Source organism: Mucilaginibacter sp. A3364 (assembly GCF_059690715.1).
The window spans coordinates 1,631,149-1,648,148 of the sequence record NZ_JCAWED010000001.1 but is presented as its reverse complement, the minus strand read 5'-3'; the positions used below and the strand labels follow the sequence as shown (position 1 = coordinate 1,648,148).

Sequence of the window (17,000 nt, the reverse complement as noted above, 5' to 3'; positions counted from 1 at the left end):
ATGAAAAAGATCAAGCTTGATATTGTTGGTTTATCATATAGCCAAACACAATCAGGCGCATACGCGTTGGTTTTGGGCGAAGTGAATGGCCGTCGTCGGCTGCCTATTATTATCGGTAGTTTTGAGGCCCAGGCCATAGCTATCGAAATTGAAAAGATGACACCTAGTCGCCCGCTTACCCACGACCTGTTTAAAAGCTTCGCCGAGGCTTACAACATTAGCGTACAGGAAGTGGTGATATACAATCTGGTTGATGGTATTTTTTACGCTAAATTGATATGCTCTGATGGTAAGAAAACCATGGAGATAGATGCCCGCACATCAGACGCTATTGCCATTGCGGTAAGGTTTGATTGCAGCATTTTCACCTACGAGTTCATCCTGTCAAGCGCCGGCATTGTGATAGAAGGCAATGATTTTGTTTATTTGGAGAATATATCAGACACCCCAGAAGAGATCACTCCTGTTACCTCCGCCGGCGGTGGTTATGGCTCGTTGAGCGACGACGAATTAAAAGCTAAATTACAGGAAGCCCTTACGGAAGAATCATACGAGAAAGCCGCCAAAATACGGGACGAGCTGAATAAAAGAAAAGCATCCTGATATCGGATTTCGGATTTGTATTGATGTGCATAATTCCAAAATTATCACTACTTTCAGCACATTAATTAACTGAACATTGTTTAATACCAAAGGCACCCGCTATGAATATTAAGTTTCGCTTAATACTGATGAATTTTATGCAGTTTTTTATATGGGGAGCCTGGCTGCTTACCATAGGTGCATATTGGTTTCAAAACAAACAATGGTCGGGCGCACAATTCGGCGTTATCTTCTCTACAATGGGCATATCTGCCATATTTATGCCCGCCATTACCGGTATCATTTCTGATAAATTTATCAATGCTGAAAAGCTTTACGGCTTAATGCATATACTGGCATCGGTAGTATTATTCTGCCTGCCAATGGTGACAGATCCTTCTACCTTTTTTTGGGTGATGTTGTTAAATATGGTGTTTTATATGCCAACACTATCGCTTTCCATCACAGTAGCGTATTCTGCATTAAAAGGACAAGGCTTAGATATAGTTAAGGTATATCCTCCTATCCGTATCTGGGGCACTATAGGCTTCATCGTAGCTTTATGGACAGTAAGCTTAACGCATAACGAAACATCGGCCAATCAATTCTATATATCATCAGCAGTTTCACTGGCTTTGGGTATTTACTCGTTCACCCTACCAAAGTGCCCGCCGCTGTTAAACAAAAACTCACAATCGAAAAGTTTAATTGATTCACTAGGATTAAATGCCTTTACATTATTCAAAACACCTAAGTTTGCTATATTCTTTGCGTTCTCGTTATTACTGGGCGCCGCTTTACAATTAACGAATGCTTACGGCGACACTTACATTCATGATTTTAATAAGATAAACATCTACAAAGACACTATCGCGGTAAAGTATCCCGCTATCATCATGTCTATCTCACAGATATCAGAGACGCTGTTCATCCTGGCAATCCCTTTCTTTCTGCGCAAGTTTGGTATTAAGTATGTAATGCTGTTTAGTATGTTGGCCTGGGTATTACGTTTTGGCTTATTTGCATTTGGTAACCCGGCTGATGGTTTATGGATGATCGTATTATCATGCATCGTATACGGTATGGCGTTTGATTTCTTTAATATATCAGGTTCGCTATTTGTTGAAACTCAAACTACGCCCGAAATACGCGGGAGCGCACAAGGTTTATTTATGATGATGGTAAATGGCTTTGGCGCTTTATTCGGTAGTTTTGCCAGTGGCGTTATCATCGATAAATTTTACACTATGTCAAACGGCAGCAAAGACTGGCAAGGTATATGGCTTTGTTTTGCATTATATGCTTTGGCTATAGCCGTGGTATTTCCATTCGTTTTCAGATACAAACACAATGCCGCTTTAGAGCGTGCTATTGAAAAAATACAGCATTAATACTAAGGTATAACCTACCAACCTTTATTATCAATGAAAAAACATTACCGTCACGAAAATGACTGTTTAAATTGCGGTGCGGAATTACAAGGCAAATACTGCCATGCCTGCGGACAAGAAAATTTGCAGATTAAAGAAAGTTTTGGCCACATGGTTACCCATGCCGTAAGCGATTACTTTCACTTTGATCACCAGTTTTTCGCAACGCTTAAACCTTTATTACTTCAACCGGGCAAATTAACTATCGAATACATGAACGGCCGGCGTGCAAGCTTTTTGCATCCGGTAAAAATGTACATTTTTATAAGCTTAGTTTACTTCCTGCTTTTATTCAGCTCTAAAGATCACGAGGTGATCAATATCAGCGAAGGGCGAGGCAACACAAAAAAAGAACAACGTGCACGCGACAAGGAAGTTGAAAAACTGGCGCGAAGCATAAAATCAAGCAAAGCGCTTACAAACGAGCAAAAGCAAGCCGCTTTAAAAAATATAAACCAGGTTAAAATAACGAAGAATAAAGATGGTAGCATGGATACCACTTACACTTTTGATAATGTTTTTTTAACCACTTCAAATGACACATCATATGCACAATATTTGGCAGCACAACAAAAGCTGCCTGCAGATGAGCGCGATGGATTTTTGCAGCGATACTACAACAAAAAAGCAATTGCCTGGAACGAGCGTGGCGGTACTGATAGTAAAGAAATGATAAGCGAAAGTGTAAAGCACAACACACCAAAAATGATGTTTTTGTTGTTGCCTATTTTCGCGTTAATGTTAAAGATCGTGTTTTATAAAAACAAAAAGTTTTATGTAGAACACCTTATCTTCACTATACACCTGCATTGCTTTTTATTCCTGTTTTTGACTATTGTAATGCTGGCAAAAATGCCTTTTCCCGAGGATTGGAAAGTAGGAGACTATCTACAGATATTCGCATTTTTTAGCGTAATGGTATACTTGTATAAATCACTTCGTGCCGTGTACCACCGTTCAAGATGGCGCACGTTCACGAAAATGACTGGATTGATATTCAGCTATACAATGGTATTCTCCGTTGCGATGCTGTTGTTAGTAGTATTAGCCGCAATACTTACGGTGTAGAGCTTAAAATAGTTTATAAGCCAAACTCAGGTTAAACAGGTTGATTTTGGTAGAGCTGTTGGCACCATAGGTTTGTTTGCTCAAACCTTGTTCATAGCGCAAATCAACAGAAAGGCTGCTCAGGTCAACACCTGCACCTAACTGCCAGGCGTAATTTTGATTCTTATAGTTAAGGCTAGTTGCGCTGCTTGCCGCACTGCTAAAACTTTGATCTTTATTGATGGCAAACGATACTACCGGGCCTGTATAAAATCTGGCACCCACGCCTAAGGCTCCAACTTTTCCGCCAAATAACAAAGGCACATCAAGACTGGTAAATTTGGCCTTCGTGCCTTCTACAGTTACATTTTTACTGGTGATGTATGCCTCCGGTTGGAAATTAAAACCTAAAGCACCAAAACGCGCCCATAAACCGCCAAGGTATCCCGCCTGATTGCTGCTTGCAAAAGTTCCGCTTTTTGAAAGGCTGGTTAGGTTTACCCCACCTTTTATACCAAATTGTACTTTCGGGATAATTTGTGCCGATGCAATGTAAGCTGATGATAAGCAGATAGCCGCTGTAAGAATTATTTTTTTCATAATAAGGTTTGTTAATTTTTGTGCGAAAATAGGAAAACGATACCGATCCTGATATTGTTTTATCAGGTTTGTATAACCCCGACATTAAAAGGCTTTTCAATAGGCGCGTGATTAGCCGCTTCAATACCCATCGAAATCACTTTACGGGTCTCCAGCGGATCGATAATGCCATCTACCCATAACCTGGCAGCTGCATAATATGGCGTGGTTTGTGAGTTATAACGTTCGGTAGTTTGTTTAAGCAATTCGTCCTCTTTTTGCTGATCCACGTCTTCGCCTTTCGCCTTTAACCCGGCTGCCTGTATTTGTACTAAGGTTTTGGCAGCTTGTGCACCACCCATCACCGCCATCTTAGCGGTTGGCCAGGCATATATTAACCGGGGATCATAAGCCTTGCCACACATGGCATAATTGCCCGCTCCATACGAGTTACCTATCACGATAGTAAATTTAGGCACAACCGAATTCGCTACAGCATTCACCATTTTAGCGCCGTCTTTAATAATACCACCCTGTTCAGAACGAGTACCCACCATAAAACCAGTAACATCCTGTAAAAACACCAATGGTATTTTCTTTTGATTGCAGTTCATGATAAAACGAGTAGCCTTATCTGCTGAATCGGAATAGATCACGCCGCCAAACTGCATCTCGCCTTTTTTTGATTTGATCACTTTACGCTGATTGGCCACAATACCAACCGCCCAGCCATCTATCCTACCCAATCCACATATAATGGTTTGCCCAAAACCTTCTTTGTATTCTTCAAACTCCGAATTATCCAGCATGCGCAAGATGATCTCTTTCATATCGTATGCTTTCTCCCTATTATCAGGCAGTATACCGTATATATCTTCGGGTTTTAGTTTAGGGGCGATAGGTTTAATACGATCAAAACCGGCTTTGAGGGTGTCGCCAGTCATGCTCATTATTTTGCGGATAGAATCCAGCGCGGCCTGATCATTAGGTTGTTTATAATCGGTTACACCGGATATTTCGCAATGCGTTGTAGCGCCGCCCAAAGTCTCGTTATCAACGTCTTCGCCGATAGCTGATTTAACCAAAAACGATCCCGCCAGGAAAACAGAGCCCGTGCCCTCAACAATCATCGCTTCATCGCTCATAATAGGCAAATACGCACCGCCGGCTACACATGAGCCCATAATGGCCGATATCTGGATAATTCCCATACTGCTCATCTGCGCGTTGTTACGGAATATGCGGCCAAAATGCTCCTTATCCGGAAATATTTCATCCTGCAAAGGCAGATAGACACCTGCGGAATCAACCAAATAAATAATAGGTAAACGGTTCTCCATGGCTATTTCCTGCGCACGAAGGTTTTTCTTAGCGGTGATGGGGAACCAGGCCCCGGCTTTAACCGTACCATCATTGGCCACTACAACACATTGCCTGCCGGAGATATAACCTATGCCAGTAACCACACCACCGGATGGGCAGCCGCCATGTTCGGTATACATGCCATCACCCACAAAAGCACCTATTTCCAGCCATGGCTTGTCCTTATCCAGCAGGTAGGCCACGCGTTCACGGGCAAGCATTTTGCCTTTCTCTTTTTGCTTGGCCGCCGCTTTTTCGCCGCCGCCTTTGTATATCTGTTTTAAACGGGTAGTAACATCGTACACTAACTGTTTGTTAATGTCTTCGTTTTTGTTGAATTCTATATCCATAATTCAGGTTGTAGCAGGAAAACACAATTTACGTAAAAAACAGCATAGCAATAGCTATTTACGTAAACGTATTACTTACTAAACCAATAAAATTAAGATAAGTTTCTATCCTTAAACCAAACCTCATCGGGTTTGATATCGGCTTTGCTCATCAGGCTGATGAGTTCTATCGGGTCGACAGAAGTGATGACCAACTCCCTGTTTGTTGGTTTCAGGAAACGCTGTTCTACCATTACATCCATTTGCTTCAGTAGCAGATCATAAAAACCGTTAACATTTAACAGGCCTACGGGATGGGTGTGCAGGCCAAGTTGCAACCAGGTTAGTACTTCAAAAAACTCTTCTAAAGTACCGAAGCCGCCGGGCAACATCATAAAACCTTCGCACAGGTCGGCCATGAGTTGCTTGCGCCGGTGCATGCTTTCAACAATGTGTAGTTCGGTTAAACCTGTATGGCCAACTTCTTTATCCATTAAAAACTGCGGTATAACACCAATAGCCTTACCACCACGTTTTAATATAGCGTCGGCCATCATACCCATAACGCCTACCCTGCCACCACCAAAAACCAAGGCGATATCCTGGCTGACCATGGTTTCGGCCAATAGTTCGATAGCAACATTAAGTTGAGGGTCGCCGTTATAGTTGGCTCCGCAGAAGATGGCAATGGATTTCATCAAAAGATCAGCTATTGAAGATTAAAGATCAGTAGCATGCAAGGCAACTGATCTTTAATCTTCAATCTTTAATAACTAACGCGTGTAGTTCGGTGCTTCCTTGGTTATAGTAATATCATGTGGATGCGATTCGCGGATACCAGAGGCTGTGATGCGTACAAAACGGGCCTGTTGCAAGTTCTCAATATCTTTAGCACCGCAATAGCCCATGCTGGCGCGTAGGCCGCCTACAAACTGGTAAAGCACCTCGGCCAATGTACCTTTGTAGGGCACACGGCCAACAATACCTTCTGGAACCAGTTTCTTGATATCATCCTCTACGTCCTGGAAGTAACGATCTTTTGAACCTTGCTCCATGGCTTCGATAGAACCCATGCCACGGTATGATTTAAAACGACGGCCTTCGTAAATGATGGTCTCGCCCGGAGATTCCTCGGTACCAGCGAAAAGCGAACCAGCCATGATGGTACCTGCACCTGCAGCAATGGCTTTAGCGATATCGCCTGTGTGTTTAATACCGCCATCAGCAATAACCGGCACACCTGTACCTTGCAAAGCTTTAGCACACTCGTAAACGGCATATAATTGTGGTACACCTACGCCGGCGATGATACGGGTTGTACAAATTGAACCCGGGCCTATACCCACTTTAACACCATCGGCACCGGCATTTGCTAACGCGATGGCAGCATCACCGGTGGCTACGTTACCTGCAATTACCTGCAAGTCCGGATAAGCCGCTTTTACTTCTTTCAGTTTATCAATAACACCTTTTGAGTGACCGTGAGCCGTATCAATAGCTATAACGTCTACACCAGCCTTAACCAAGGCGTCAACACGATCTAAAGTATCAGCAGTAACACCTACGGCAGCACCTACGCGTAAACGGCCATGCTCATCCTTACAGGCGTTAGGGTAGTTTCTAAACTTCTGGATATCTTTAAATGTAATTAAACCTATCAGGATGCCGTTAGCATCAACAACAGGCAGTTTTTCTATCTTATGTTCTTGCAGTATTTCTTCGGCCTGGGCTAAAGTTGTGCCTTGCGATGCAGTGATCAGATCGGTTTTGGTCATTACCTCGTTAACCGGTTTAGTCATAACTTTTTGAAAACGAAGGTCTCGGTTTGTGATAATACCAACCAGCTTATTATCCCCGCCAACAACCGGGATACCACCAATTTTGTATTCGCGCATTATTTTAACCGCGTCGGCTACGGTTGATGACTCGTGCAGCGTAACCGGATCCTGGATCATACCACTTTCCGAACGTTTTACTTTACGCACTTCGTCGGCCTGGCGTTGTATGCTCATGTTTTTGTGCAGCATGCCCAAACCACCGGCCTGCGCCATAGCTATAGCCAACTGGGCCTCGGTAACGGTGTCCATAGCGGCAGAAACGATAGGAATGTTCAACCTGATCTTTTTGGTTAAAAAAGAACCGGTGTTAACATCGCGCGGTAAAACTTCTGAATAAGCCGGGAGTAATAAAACGTCGTCGTAAGTTAATCCTTCGGCAACAAATTTTGATTGGTCTGGATGCATAGCAAATAATTATTTGGAGGTATTATTTGCCGGGCAAAGCTAAGGTTTTATTTCGGATTTAGGAAGTAAGATTACATTATGGCAACGATATTGCACAAAAATTGCAATCTTACTTCATTTAGCTATCAATATTTCCCTACAATCACCTTGTAGAAATTATCAAAATCGTAGTATTTATTAGCAAGACTTTGAAGTTCATCGGCTGCAATAGTTTTAACAACCTCTGCATACCTATCATAATACTCGTATCCCAAACCTGAAAAAAGGAGATTCTTAAACTTATCAGCATGCGAGAATACATTTTCCAAACTGCCTAATAACGAGCCTAACATATAGTTACGAACTAACGATAGCTCCTCCTCACTTATCGCTTCTGTTTTAAGCAGGTTAACCTCCTTCTCAATTTCAGCCACTGCATCTCTACAAATATCAGCCCCCACTTCGGTAGCAATAAACATAGCACCGCCGCCTTTCATAGAGCTCATACCCGAACCGATGCCATAAGTATAACCCTTATCCTCGCGTATATTGGCCATTAGTCTTGAACCAAAATAGCCGCCCAATACGGTATTTAAAACCTGCATAGCCGGGAAATCCTGATGCGTACGGGTGATAAATGGTGTACCAATACGGATAGCTGATTGCAATGCATCAGGCTTCTCTACAAAATAAAAATGCTCCGCTGCTGCATTAACAGCCGGTTGGTTAGTATTTGCCGGCGATTGGCTTATCCAGCCTTTGCCGAAAGTACCTACCAACAGATCAATAGTCTGCTGACCGGTTTTACCGGCAATAACAATAGTACAGTTTGCCGGCTGATACATTTCTTTAAAATGATCAGCCATATCCTCACGACGTAAACCGGCATAGGTATCAACGGTAGTTGCTAAACCATAAATAGTATCGCCATAAATGGCTTTATTGAAAGTACGGCGTGCTACCACATCATTTTTTTGCAGACTAACCTGTAGCTTTTGTTGCTGATTACGCACATAAGTTTCCAACTCTTTATCGGGGAAGATAGAATTAGTTAAAATATCTTTCACTATCGGCAACACATGCGCCAGATGCTTATTCAAGCTATGCAGCGTAACCTGCGACTGATCAAAGCCATAATCTACAGACAAAAAAGCGCCGTAAAAATCAATCTTATCGGCTATTTCGGCGGCTGATAAAAGGCTGGTACCATCCGTCAACATGGTATTAACTGCCATGTTTAACAGGGGCTTATCCGGATTAAACTGCAGGTTATTAAATATCCATTCTATCCGTACCAATTCCTGATCTCCTGAGTTGAAACTGTATACATTGCAACCGTTCTCAAGCGCGATATGCTCAGGTTTGATGAGTTTTATATTGTCTATCCCTTTTGCTTCGGGGGCTGTTATTCTGTCTAACATAGTTTAACTATTTTCCTTTTCGGCCAGGTAAATCAAGGTTGATGAATTGTCTTTACGGAATAATTTTATTGCTTCCTGTTGAATTTGTGCAGGTGTTATCGCCAGGTACTTCTCAGTTTCGTGATTAAAGTCATCAGCATTACCCAGTAGTTCAAAATAAGCCAGGTTCATGGCCTTATCCAACAATGACATTTCCGAGAATATCATGGTCGACTCGGTTTTGTTTTGCACTTTGGTGAGTTCATCTGCAGGTACTTCCTGCAAGGTCAATTTTTCCAGCTCTTCCCAAATAGCTGCTTCGGCATCCGCCAGGTTTATGTCTTCCAATGGCTTACCTTCTATCACAAACATTCCCTTATCCAGGCTACCAAAAACAAAGGCGTGTATCTCGCTAAATAAACGTTTCTCCTTCACCAAACTGCGATACAATCTCGACGAATTACCTCGCGATAAAATATCGGATATTAATTCAACCGCATAAAAGCTTTCGTCCTTTCTACCCGGCATTTGCAGGGCAATATAAATATCGTTCAAAGGTACTTTAGCAGTTACTGTCTCTCTACGCTCTTCATGTTGCTCCGGTTCCTGTGGCAGGTTACGGTTATATTTATTTCCTGCCGGGATTGGCGCAAACCATTTTTCGGCTAGTTGTTTAACCTGTTCAGTTGTTACATCACCCCCTACTACCATAATAGCGTTTTGTGGGTTATAATGTTTCGCGAAGAATGCTTTAACATCTTCAATCTTTGCATCGGCAATGTGCTCGATATTTTTACCGATAGTATCCCAACGGTAAGGATGCTCTTTAAACACAATTGGGCGCAATCGAAGCCAAACATCGCCGTATGGCTGATTTAGATAACGCTGCTTAAATTCCTCTATTACCACGTTACGCTGCACCTCCAGGCTTTTTTCGCTGAAGGCAAGGCTTAACATACGGTCACTTTCCAACCAAAAGGCGGTCTCCAAATTGGCGGATGGCAGCGTGATATAATAGTTGGTGATATCATTACTGGTAAAAGCATTATTCTCGCCACCTACACGCTGTAGCGGCTCATCGTAGCTTGGTATGTTTACAGAACCACCAAACATCAGGTGCTCAAATAAGTGCGCGAAGCCCGTTTGCTCAGGGTTCTCATCTCGCGAGCCAACATCATACAAAATGTTGACTACGGCCATCGGAGTGGTATTATCTTCGTGAACGATGACACGCAGGCCATTGTCCAGTGTAAATCGGTTGAATTTAACCATGTATCAGTATACTTTATAAACAGTAGTGGGCAAATGTATAATTTTAGAACTTGTAGCGATAGTAATATACACTTATATTTTTATTTTAGTTTACGATAAGACGCTGATATGACCCAGGACGAACTCACCAAAATAATAGCGGGTAGCATTGGTAAACCCAAGGTGCTTGAGCTCACCAAAATTTTGAATGAACAACCGTTTGATCTGCATGATCTTATCGCTATTACCTTTCATCCTGAAAAAGACGTTGCCTTCCGGGCAACCTGGTTGTTAGAAAATGTTTTCCTGCAGAAACCCGAAACTTATTTGCCGGAGTTGGAGTACCTGTTATCGGTTATTAATGAAAAGGTAAAACATCCGGGGCCGCAAAGGCACTACGCAAAAATTGTGATGCACCTTACCGAGGCATCGGCACCCCAAATTATTAAAGAAAAGATATTGAATATTGATATGGAGCCTGTTGTTGAGCAATTATTCGACTGGCTGATATCACCCAAAACCAAAATAGCAGTAAAAGCTTTTGCCGCCGAAGCCTTGTTTAACCTTCGCCACCGCTATCCCTGGGTAAGCGAAGAACTAGGCAATCAGCTGCAATTTTTAATGCGCGATGGTACGGCGGCTATACAGGTTAAGGGAAAGAAATTATTGAAAGATTTAAAATGAATAACGAACACCGAAATAGTTTATTATCCGATATTCATTATTCATTGTTCGATATTATTCTTCTCACGCCTTTGGCCTGTCACTACTGTGTAGGTTATGGCTTACCATATAATGGTGTAGTTTAGCTTCAATTGCCGAAGAGCTGTCATCGGCATACGTGCCATAAGCATTTACTATAATACCCTTTAAATTGTATTTCGGTGAACTGATAGCATATACAATTGACATATCCGAAGGGTTACTCTGGCCCTCAAAACGGTAAAATTCATCAATGCTGAAATCATCGGCAGCCATATGTATATCCTGCGATTTATCGTCTATCGTATCACCTTCCATACTTAAGTTGGCGGTGTATCCTCTTTTCATCAGGTCGTTAGTGGCATCCACTAAAGTTTCATAATTTTCCATAGCAATAGGTGTTAGTACGTAGGTTGCTGTTACTAAAACAACCTACATACTAAACCCTAAAACAGGATGGGTTGTTTGCCAACCCGAAAAGAAATTTTATGATTTATATCTCGCGGTTGGCGTCCCAGTTTTCCAGGTAATGCGCTACACGGCTAACAAAAGAACCACCCAATGAGCCATCAACCACACGATGATCGTATGACAACGACAGGAACATCATATGCCTGATCGCGATAACATCACCTTCTTTAGTTTCGATAACAGCAGGTTTCTTTTTGATAGCACCAATTGCCAAAATTGCCACTTGTGGCTGGTTAATGATAGGTGTACCCATCAGGTTACCAAACGACCCGACATTAGTAATGGTGAAAGTACCATCTTTTACATCATCGGGTTGCAGTTTGCCGGTACGGGCCTTGTTTGCCAGGCTGTTTACTGCCTTAGTTAGGCCTAATAGGTTTAACTCATCAGCTTTTTTAATTACCGGCACAATAAGGTTGCCGTTTGGCAAGGCAGTAGCCATACTTAGGTTAACGGCACCTTTTTTGATGATCTGCGTACCATTGACGGTGACGTTGATCATTGGGAAATCCTTAATGGCTTTCACCACGGCTTCCATAAATATTGGGGTGAAGGTTATTTTTTCACCTTCGCGTTTTTCAAAGCTATTTTTGATCCTTTCGCGCCATAACACCAAACCGGTAACATCAGCCTCAACAAACGAGGTTACGTGCGGCGAGGTGTGCTTGCTCATCACCATATGCTCGGCAATTAAGCGGCGCATCCTGTCCATTTCAATGATCTCGTCTACACCCGACATCGATGAAGCCTGGGTGGTTTTACCCGGCTCTGCAGCCTGTTTAGGTGCCTCCTGGGGTGGTTTTGCCTGTGGTTGAGCAGGTACAGCAGCTTGTGGCTGTGCGGCCGGCTGAGATGCAGGTGACGGCGGTGTAAGCGTTACCTTAGTTTCAAAAGTTTTTTGAACAGGCTCTTCTTGCGCAGATGTTTCTGCAACCGGTGCAGCAGCAGGCTGTGGCGCAGGTGTTTCAGCCGCTACAGCCGGCGGCCCTGTACGTGTTTTTAAATAAGCCAGTAAATCGTCCTTGGTCAAACGACCTTCAGAACCTGTACCCGGAATGCTATCCAACTCGGCCTGGCCAATATTTTCTTGTTGTGCTATATGTCTAACTAAAGGCGAGTAGAAACGGCCTTCGGCTTTAAAGTCGGTGTTTTGCGGTGCAGCAGGCTCTGCGGCTTTCTGCTCCAGTAGTTCAGTACCCGGTATAGCTTCCGCTTGCGGTTCTTCAGCAGGTATTGGTGGTGGCGTAGCCGCCTGCGTTGCTTGCTCGGCAACAGGTTGTGGTGCAGGAGGCGGTGGCGTTGCGTCGCTTACCGAGGCTTCGGTTTCAATAATCGCAATTACGGCACCTACCTGTACAACATCGTCCTCCTTGTAAAGCTGTTCCACCAATCTGCCCGATACGGGTGATGGAACCTCAGAGTCGACCTTATCTGTGGCGATCTCCATTACTGCGTCATCTGCTTCGATATAATCGCCTGGTTTTTTAACCCATTTAATTACGGTTGCTTCGGCAACACTTTCCCCCATTTTCGGCAGTAATAGCTGGTATTTGGCCATATAGAAAATATAGTTGTTTGGTCAAAATTAGATAAAAATGTGTGTTAGTTTTTAACATCACGCAGTAAAGTATTCAACATAGATAATGCCCCTGTGGCGCTCCTTTCGATGTTTTGGAGGCGGCGGGAACCGAATGTGAATTTCTTTACCAGTGTTTTGTTGGCAGATGCGGCGCCAATCCATACGGTACCAACGGGCTTATCTTTGGCACCACCATCAGGACCGGCAATACCGGTGATGGCTAAGGCATAGTCCGACTTAAAATTGCGAAGCGCACCTTCCACCATTTCGGTAACGGTTTGCTCGCTTACGGCGCCGTATTGTTGTAGTGTTTCGGGCTTTACGCCCAACATACTTTGTTTGAGTTGATTTGAATAAGTAACAGCACCACCTAAAAAAACCTTCGATGAACCGGCATGTTGAGTAAACAGGTGCGACAGATATCCGCCCGTACAGCTTTCGGCCAGCGAAAGCGTAAGGTCTCTTTCAGCCATATAGTCCAGCAGCGCTTTTTCAAGTGCCTTATCTTCGGTCGCAACTACAGCGTTGCCAACCATTTCAATTATTCGCGCGGCGTATTGCTCAATATCGTTTTGCAGTTCTTTTTCATTATCACCATAGCCGCTTAAGCGTAGGCGCACCTGCCCCAATTTAGGCAGATAGGCTAATTTAATATGAGTTGGCAGGCTATCTTCTATATCGGCAAGGCGTTCAGCCAGAAAGGATTCGCCTTCTCCTACGGTTAATATTGTTTTATGAACAATAGCGGATAGCTTAAACTCGCGTTTTATACGTGGAATAACCTGCTCCTCCACCATATACATCATCTCGTGAGGTACACCGGGCATAGAGACATATACTTTACCACCTACATTAAACCACATGCCCGGTGCTGTACCGTTTTGGTTTAATATCACCTCGCAGTTTTGAGGCACCTGTGCCTGAAGACGATTAACCTCTAGCAACGGTCTGTTGTATTTGGCAAAAATACGGGTAACATTTTCCAAAGCATCGGCGTTCTCAACCATACCCACACCGAAGTACTCGGCTAAGGTATTTTTGGTAATATCATCCTTTGTCGGGCCCAGTCCGCCAGTTATTAATATAATATCGGCACGCTGTGCAGCTTCTGCAAGGGCAATTAATATATGCTGACGATCATCAGATACCGACGAGATCTGCTTTACCCGAATACCCGCGCTATTTAACTGCTGCGCCATCCAGGCCGAATTAGTATCAACTATCTGGCCTATCAGTATCTCATCCCCAATAGTAATTATTTCTGCTAACATTAAAATTGACTGTAACCGTTGTAATCGCTTCGTTTACTAAGTTTTAATGCCTGCAATATGGCCGATTTAACCCTTAGTGTAACGTTATATGATTTATAATACCCAAATGGCACCCATTGTATCGAAAGATCCCAACAATGCAGATCCCGATAAATGGCAAATGATGTAGCGCTACTTAAGCGCATTACCTTCAGGTCAAAGTTGGTATTATATTGCACTTTCCACTTGGGCGTTAAACTAACATCGCCATTAAACATAATGGTATTTGATGTTTGTGTGCTTGTAAGGTTGTTACTATATGTAAAACTGTAGTTAAAACTAATATTCCAGGGTATATTAAAGTCTATATAAGCGCCTGCATTATTTAAAAGCGCCATATTTTGCTGCTGTGCCAGGTTCAAATTTTGCATGTTGGGGCCTGTTGGCTGCACAGAGGGCTCGGCCGGATGGAATACCGCCGGGTTCAGACTACCGCTAACTGAAAAATTAAAATTAGTTAGCGTAGGGAATTTACCATCGTGCCAGCTATATTTATTAATATAGTTTGCAAAACGCACAATCCGTCCTTCTGCTATCGAGTCGCGTATTTGGGCAGAGTAAGGATTAAACGAACCGCCAAAGCTGATGTTGATCTTATCTTTAAACAATCCGGTGTGACCCGAGAACGAGATCGGAGATAATTTAAATGAGTCGGCTGCAAAATTGTAGAAGGTGTTAAATGAAAACCCCTGCAGCAAAGTAACTTTTCTATCCGTTTGCGATGTGTCCTTAGGCCCCGGTCGCACCTTTGCCTCAATATTGTTATCCAAACTTATGCTGATGCCGGCTTGAGTGCCGCCGCTTGGGCCACCATACACGCCACGGTCAAATATCGAATAACGTTGAGATACCACAGGATACGGCACCGTTGCGTTGCTAACTACAACACGATTGTAGCTACGGTCAAGCCCAGTATAATCCGGGCGGTAACTAAAACCTATGCTGGGTGTTATTACGTGACGTATAGCACGTACTTTACCTTTAAAATTAAGTGTTCCGTATAACTTCGTTGAGAAACCGGCGCTAATGCCATAGTCTCCTGCGCGTTGAAAGCCGGGCACAGTATCAATTACCAACGAGTCGGCCCGCGCATAACGTTGCCTTATGGTTTGCAAATACCAGCGTTCATTATAATTAAACGTGGTGTTAAACTGGAAGTACTTAAGTACGTTAAGGTTTAAACCAACAGGTATGGTGTGGTTAAAGGCGCTTTGCATCTTTTTTTGCAGTGTATTGCCTTTAAACAATTCATTCTCCGGTATATCATTTAATTTATTGGTACCGGTTAAAGTATAACCTACGGTTAGCTTTTGATACCATTTTTGTTCGCCTACCCTATCCTTCTTATCAAACGGACTAATAGTTTGCATACTAAAGTTAAACGTCAACGGTTCAAGAGTTACAGTTTTACGGGTAAGATCCTGGCTGTGCGACAAGCCTAATGTTAAGTTAAAGGGTGTACCGTCCCAGGTGCGTGAATACGAGATTGACGAACGTAATGCATTTTGAGTAAGCGATTGCAGGTTATAACCCACCGTGGCCGGGTTGTTTTGATAAAAACTTGATGTACCCGCGTTTACCGAAGCACTAAAAGTACGGCCCGGGCTTGAGCTTGGGTTTTGACTGTGTGTCCAGTTAATATGGAAATCTTTGGCTGAAGGATCACCTGCTAAACCGTAATTATGCGACCCATAGCTTAAAGCTAACGAACCGTTGTATTTGTAACGCTTCATGTAGTTCAACGTACTGCTTACTTCGTATGATCCGTTTGAATAATACGTTCCAAGGTTGGTCAAATCGGCATAATCACTTAAAGCAATATAATAACCTATATCGCGAATAAAAAAGCCCAGGTTAGCGTCCTCTCCAAAGGTCGGTAACAACAAACCTGATGAACGGGTATCAGGCTTAGGGAAGAAACCAAATGGTATCCCGACAGGCATGGGTATACCCATAATCATTAAGTAAGCGGGGCCTGATATAACTCTTTTCTTTTCGCCAATACCTTTGGTTATCACTATACCATAGTCTGGATCGGGTTTATCGCAAGCGCTAAATATAATATTGTGGTACGCTACCTCTTCCTCATTCAACTTTTTGGCCTGCCCGTGCGATATGTAGTTACCATCCTGTTGGGTAAGTACGTTCCATATTCGCCCTTTTTTGGTTTCGTAATTGATGTATAACGAGTCGGAAGTTACAGGTTGATCCTCGCCCTGCTTTGATATCGGTCTGCCCACATAACGATGGGTCCGTGGATCCGTACGACCGCTAGCGAAAATAGACTTGGTATCTTTATTTACTTCAACATAGTCAGCATCAAGTTCAAGCTCTTTGCCATAAGTAACACGGGCTTTGCCAAAATACCGAACGATAGTTTTGCTAACTACAATGCTCGAATCGGCAGCTACTACTTTTACCTCACTATCCAGGTCGCCTTTGTTTTTTCCTGTGTCAGCGGCATTTTTATTAGTATCCAGCAATCGTGAAGTACTATCCAACACACCTGGCTTACGTTTGATGGTATCGGTTAAAACAGCTGTTTTTTTTATTGTATCGGTTGCTGTAACTTTAGCAACAGTAGTTTTTGGCTCAGGTTTTTTAGCTCTTTTAATCAGGGGAAATTTATCTGTCGAGTCAAGATAAATGATGGTATCGGCAATAGGTTTGCCTATTGGCACGTTTACCCTGTGAGCAACAGCCAATATATTCACCATTAAAATAAATGCAAATAGA

14 protein-coding genes are annotated in these 17,000 nt (G+C 43.0%); 4 read left to right on the top strand and 10 right to left on the bottom strand.

From position 1 onward, the window contains the following. The 3 genes from AC59JT_RS07330 (at nt 1) to AC59JT_RS07320 (ending at nt 3,080) form a co-directional block, all read left to right on the top strand. Nucleotides 1-603, top strand: a complete 603-nt coding sequence (locus tag AC59JT_RS07330; RefSeq protein ID WP_497397300.1) for a bifunctional nuclease family protein — start codon at nt 1-3, stop codon at nt 601-603. Between the two features lie 101 nt (nt 604-704). After that, on the top strand, nt 705-1,973 hold the full coding sequence (locus tag AC59JT_RS07325) for a nucleoside permease (RefSeq protein WP_497397298.1): 1,269 nt from the start codon (nt 705-707) through the stop codon (nt 1,971-1,973). A gap of 33 nt (nt 1,974-2,006) precedes the next feature. After that, a complete protein-coding gene (locus AC59JT_RS07320; RefSeq protein ID WP_497397296.1) occupies nt 2,007-3,080 on the top strand; it encodes a DUF3667 domain-containing protein in 1,074 nt (357 codons plus the stop codon). 3 nt (nt 3,081-3,083) lie between these two features. On the opposite strand, the gene AC59JT_RS07315 is transcribed toward AC59JT_RS07320, so the two are convergent. The 6 genes from AC59JT_RS07315 to AC59JT_RS07290 all read right to left on the bottom strand — a co-directional run bounded on the left by AC59JT_RS07315 (nt 3,084) and on the right by AC59JT_RS07290 (nt 10,223). Beyond that, the gene (locus AC59JT_RS07315) at nt 3,084-3,659 is read right to left on the bottom strand and encodes an outer membrane beta-barrel protein (RefSeq protein ID WP_497397294.1); all 576 of its coding nucleotides are present in this window, start codon (nt 3,657-3,659) and stop codon (nt 3,084-3,086) included. A 62-nt stretch (nt 3,660-3,721) separates the two neighbouring features. Beyond that, the gene (locus AC59JT_RS07310; RefSeq protein WP_497397292.1) at nt 3,722-5,350 is read right to left on the bottom strand and encodes an acyl-CoA carboxylase subunit beta; all 1,629 of its coding nucleotides are present in this window, start codon (nt 5,348-5,350) and stop codon (nt 3,722-3,724) included. Nucleotides 5,351-5,442: 92 nt separating this feature from the next. Then, the gene (locus tag AC59JT_RS07305) at nt 5,443-6,027 is read right to left on the bottom strand and encodes an LOG family protein (RefSeq protein WP_497397290.1); all 585 of its coding nucleotides are present in this window, start codon (nt 6,025-6,027) and stop codon (nt 5,443-5,445) included. Nucleotides 6,028-6,102: 75 nt separating this feature from the next. Further along, nucleotides 6,103-7,572: an IMP dehydrogenase gene (guaB, locus tag AC59JT_RS07300; protein WP_497397288.1), complete on the bottom strand. Its 1,470-nt coding sequence runs from the start codon at nt 7,570-7,572 to the stop codon at nt 6,103-6,105. Nucleotides 7,573-7,697: 125 nt separating this feature from the next. Continuing rightward, nucleotides 7,698-8,972, bottom strand: coding sequence for a M16 family metallopeptidase (locus AC59JT_RS07295; RefSeq protein WP_497397286.1), 1,275 nt, complete (start codon nt 8,970-8,972; stop codon nt 7,698-7,700). Between the two features lie 3 nt (nt 8,973-8,975). Beyond that, nucleotides 8,976-10,223, bottom strand: coding sequence for a M16 family metallopeptidase (locus AC59JT_RS07290; protein WP_497397284.1), 1,248 nt, complete (start codon nt 10,221-10,223; stop codon nt 8,976-8,978). Between the two features lie 108 nt (nt 10,224-10,331). On the opposite strand from AC59JT_RS07290, the gene AC59JT_RS07285 reads away from it, so the two are divergent. Further along, nucleotides 10,332-10,886: a HEAT-like fold family protein gene (locus tag AC59JT_RS07285; RefSeq protein ID WP_497397282.1), complete on the top strand. Its 555-nt coding sequence runs from the start codon at nt 10,332-10,334 to the stop codon at nt 10,884-10,886. Between the two features lie 63 nt (nt 10,887-10,949). Here the strand turns inward: AC59JT_RS07285 and AC59JT_RS07280 are convergent, their stop codons facing one another. The 4 genes from AC59JT_RS07280 to AC59JT_RS07265 form a co-directional block, all read right to left on the bottom strand. Beyond that, a complete protein-coding gene (locus AC59JT_RS07280) occupies nt 10,950-11,294 on the bottom strand; it encodes a phosphoribosylpyrophosphate synthetase (RefSeq protein WP_497397280.1) in 345 nt (114 codons plus the stop codon). A 103-nt stretch (nt 11,295-11,397) separates the two neighbouring features. Beyond that, nucleotides 11,398-12,933, bottom strand: coding sequence for a dihydrolipoamide acetyltransferase family protein (locus AC59JT_RS07275; RefSeq protein ID WP_497397278.1), 1,536 nt, complete (start codon nt 12,931-12,933; stop codon nt 11,398-11,400). A gap of 44 nt (nt 12,934-12,977) precedes the next feature. After that, on the bottom strand, nt 12,978-14,225 hold the full coding sequence (locus AC59JT_RS07270) for a competence/damage-inducible protein A (protein WP_497397276.1): 1,248 nt from the start codon (nt 14,223-14,225) through the stop codon (nt 12,978-12,980). After that, nucleotides 14,225-16,981, bottom strand: a complete 2,757-nt coding sequence (locus tag AC59JT_RS07265) for a putative LPS assembly protein LptD (protein ID WP_497397274.1) — start codon at nt 16,979-16,981, stop codon at nt 14,225-14,227. Before AC59JT_RS07265 ends, AC59JT_RS07270 begins: the two co-directional genes overlap by 1 nt. Nucleotides 16,982-17,000 lie beyond the last annotated feature (19 nt).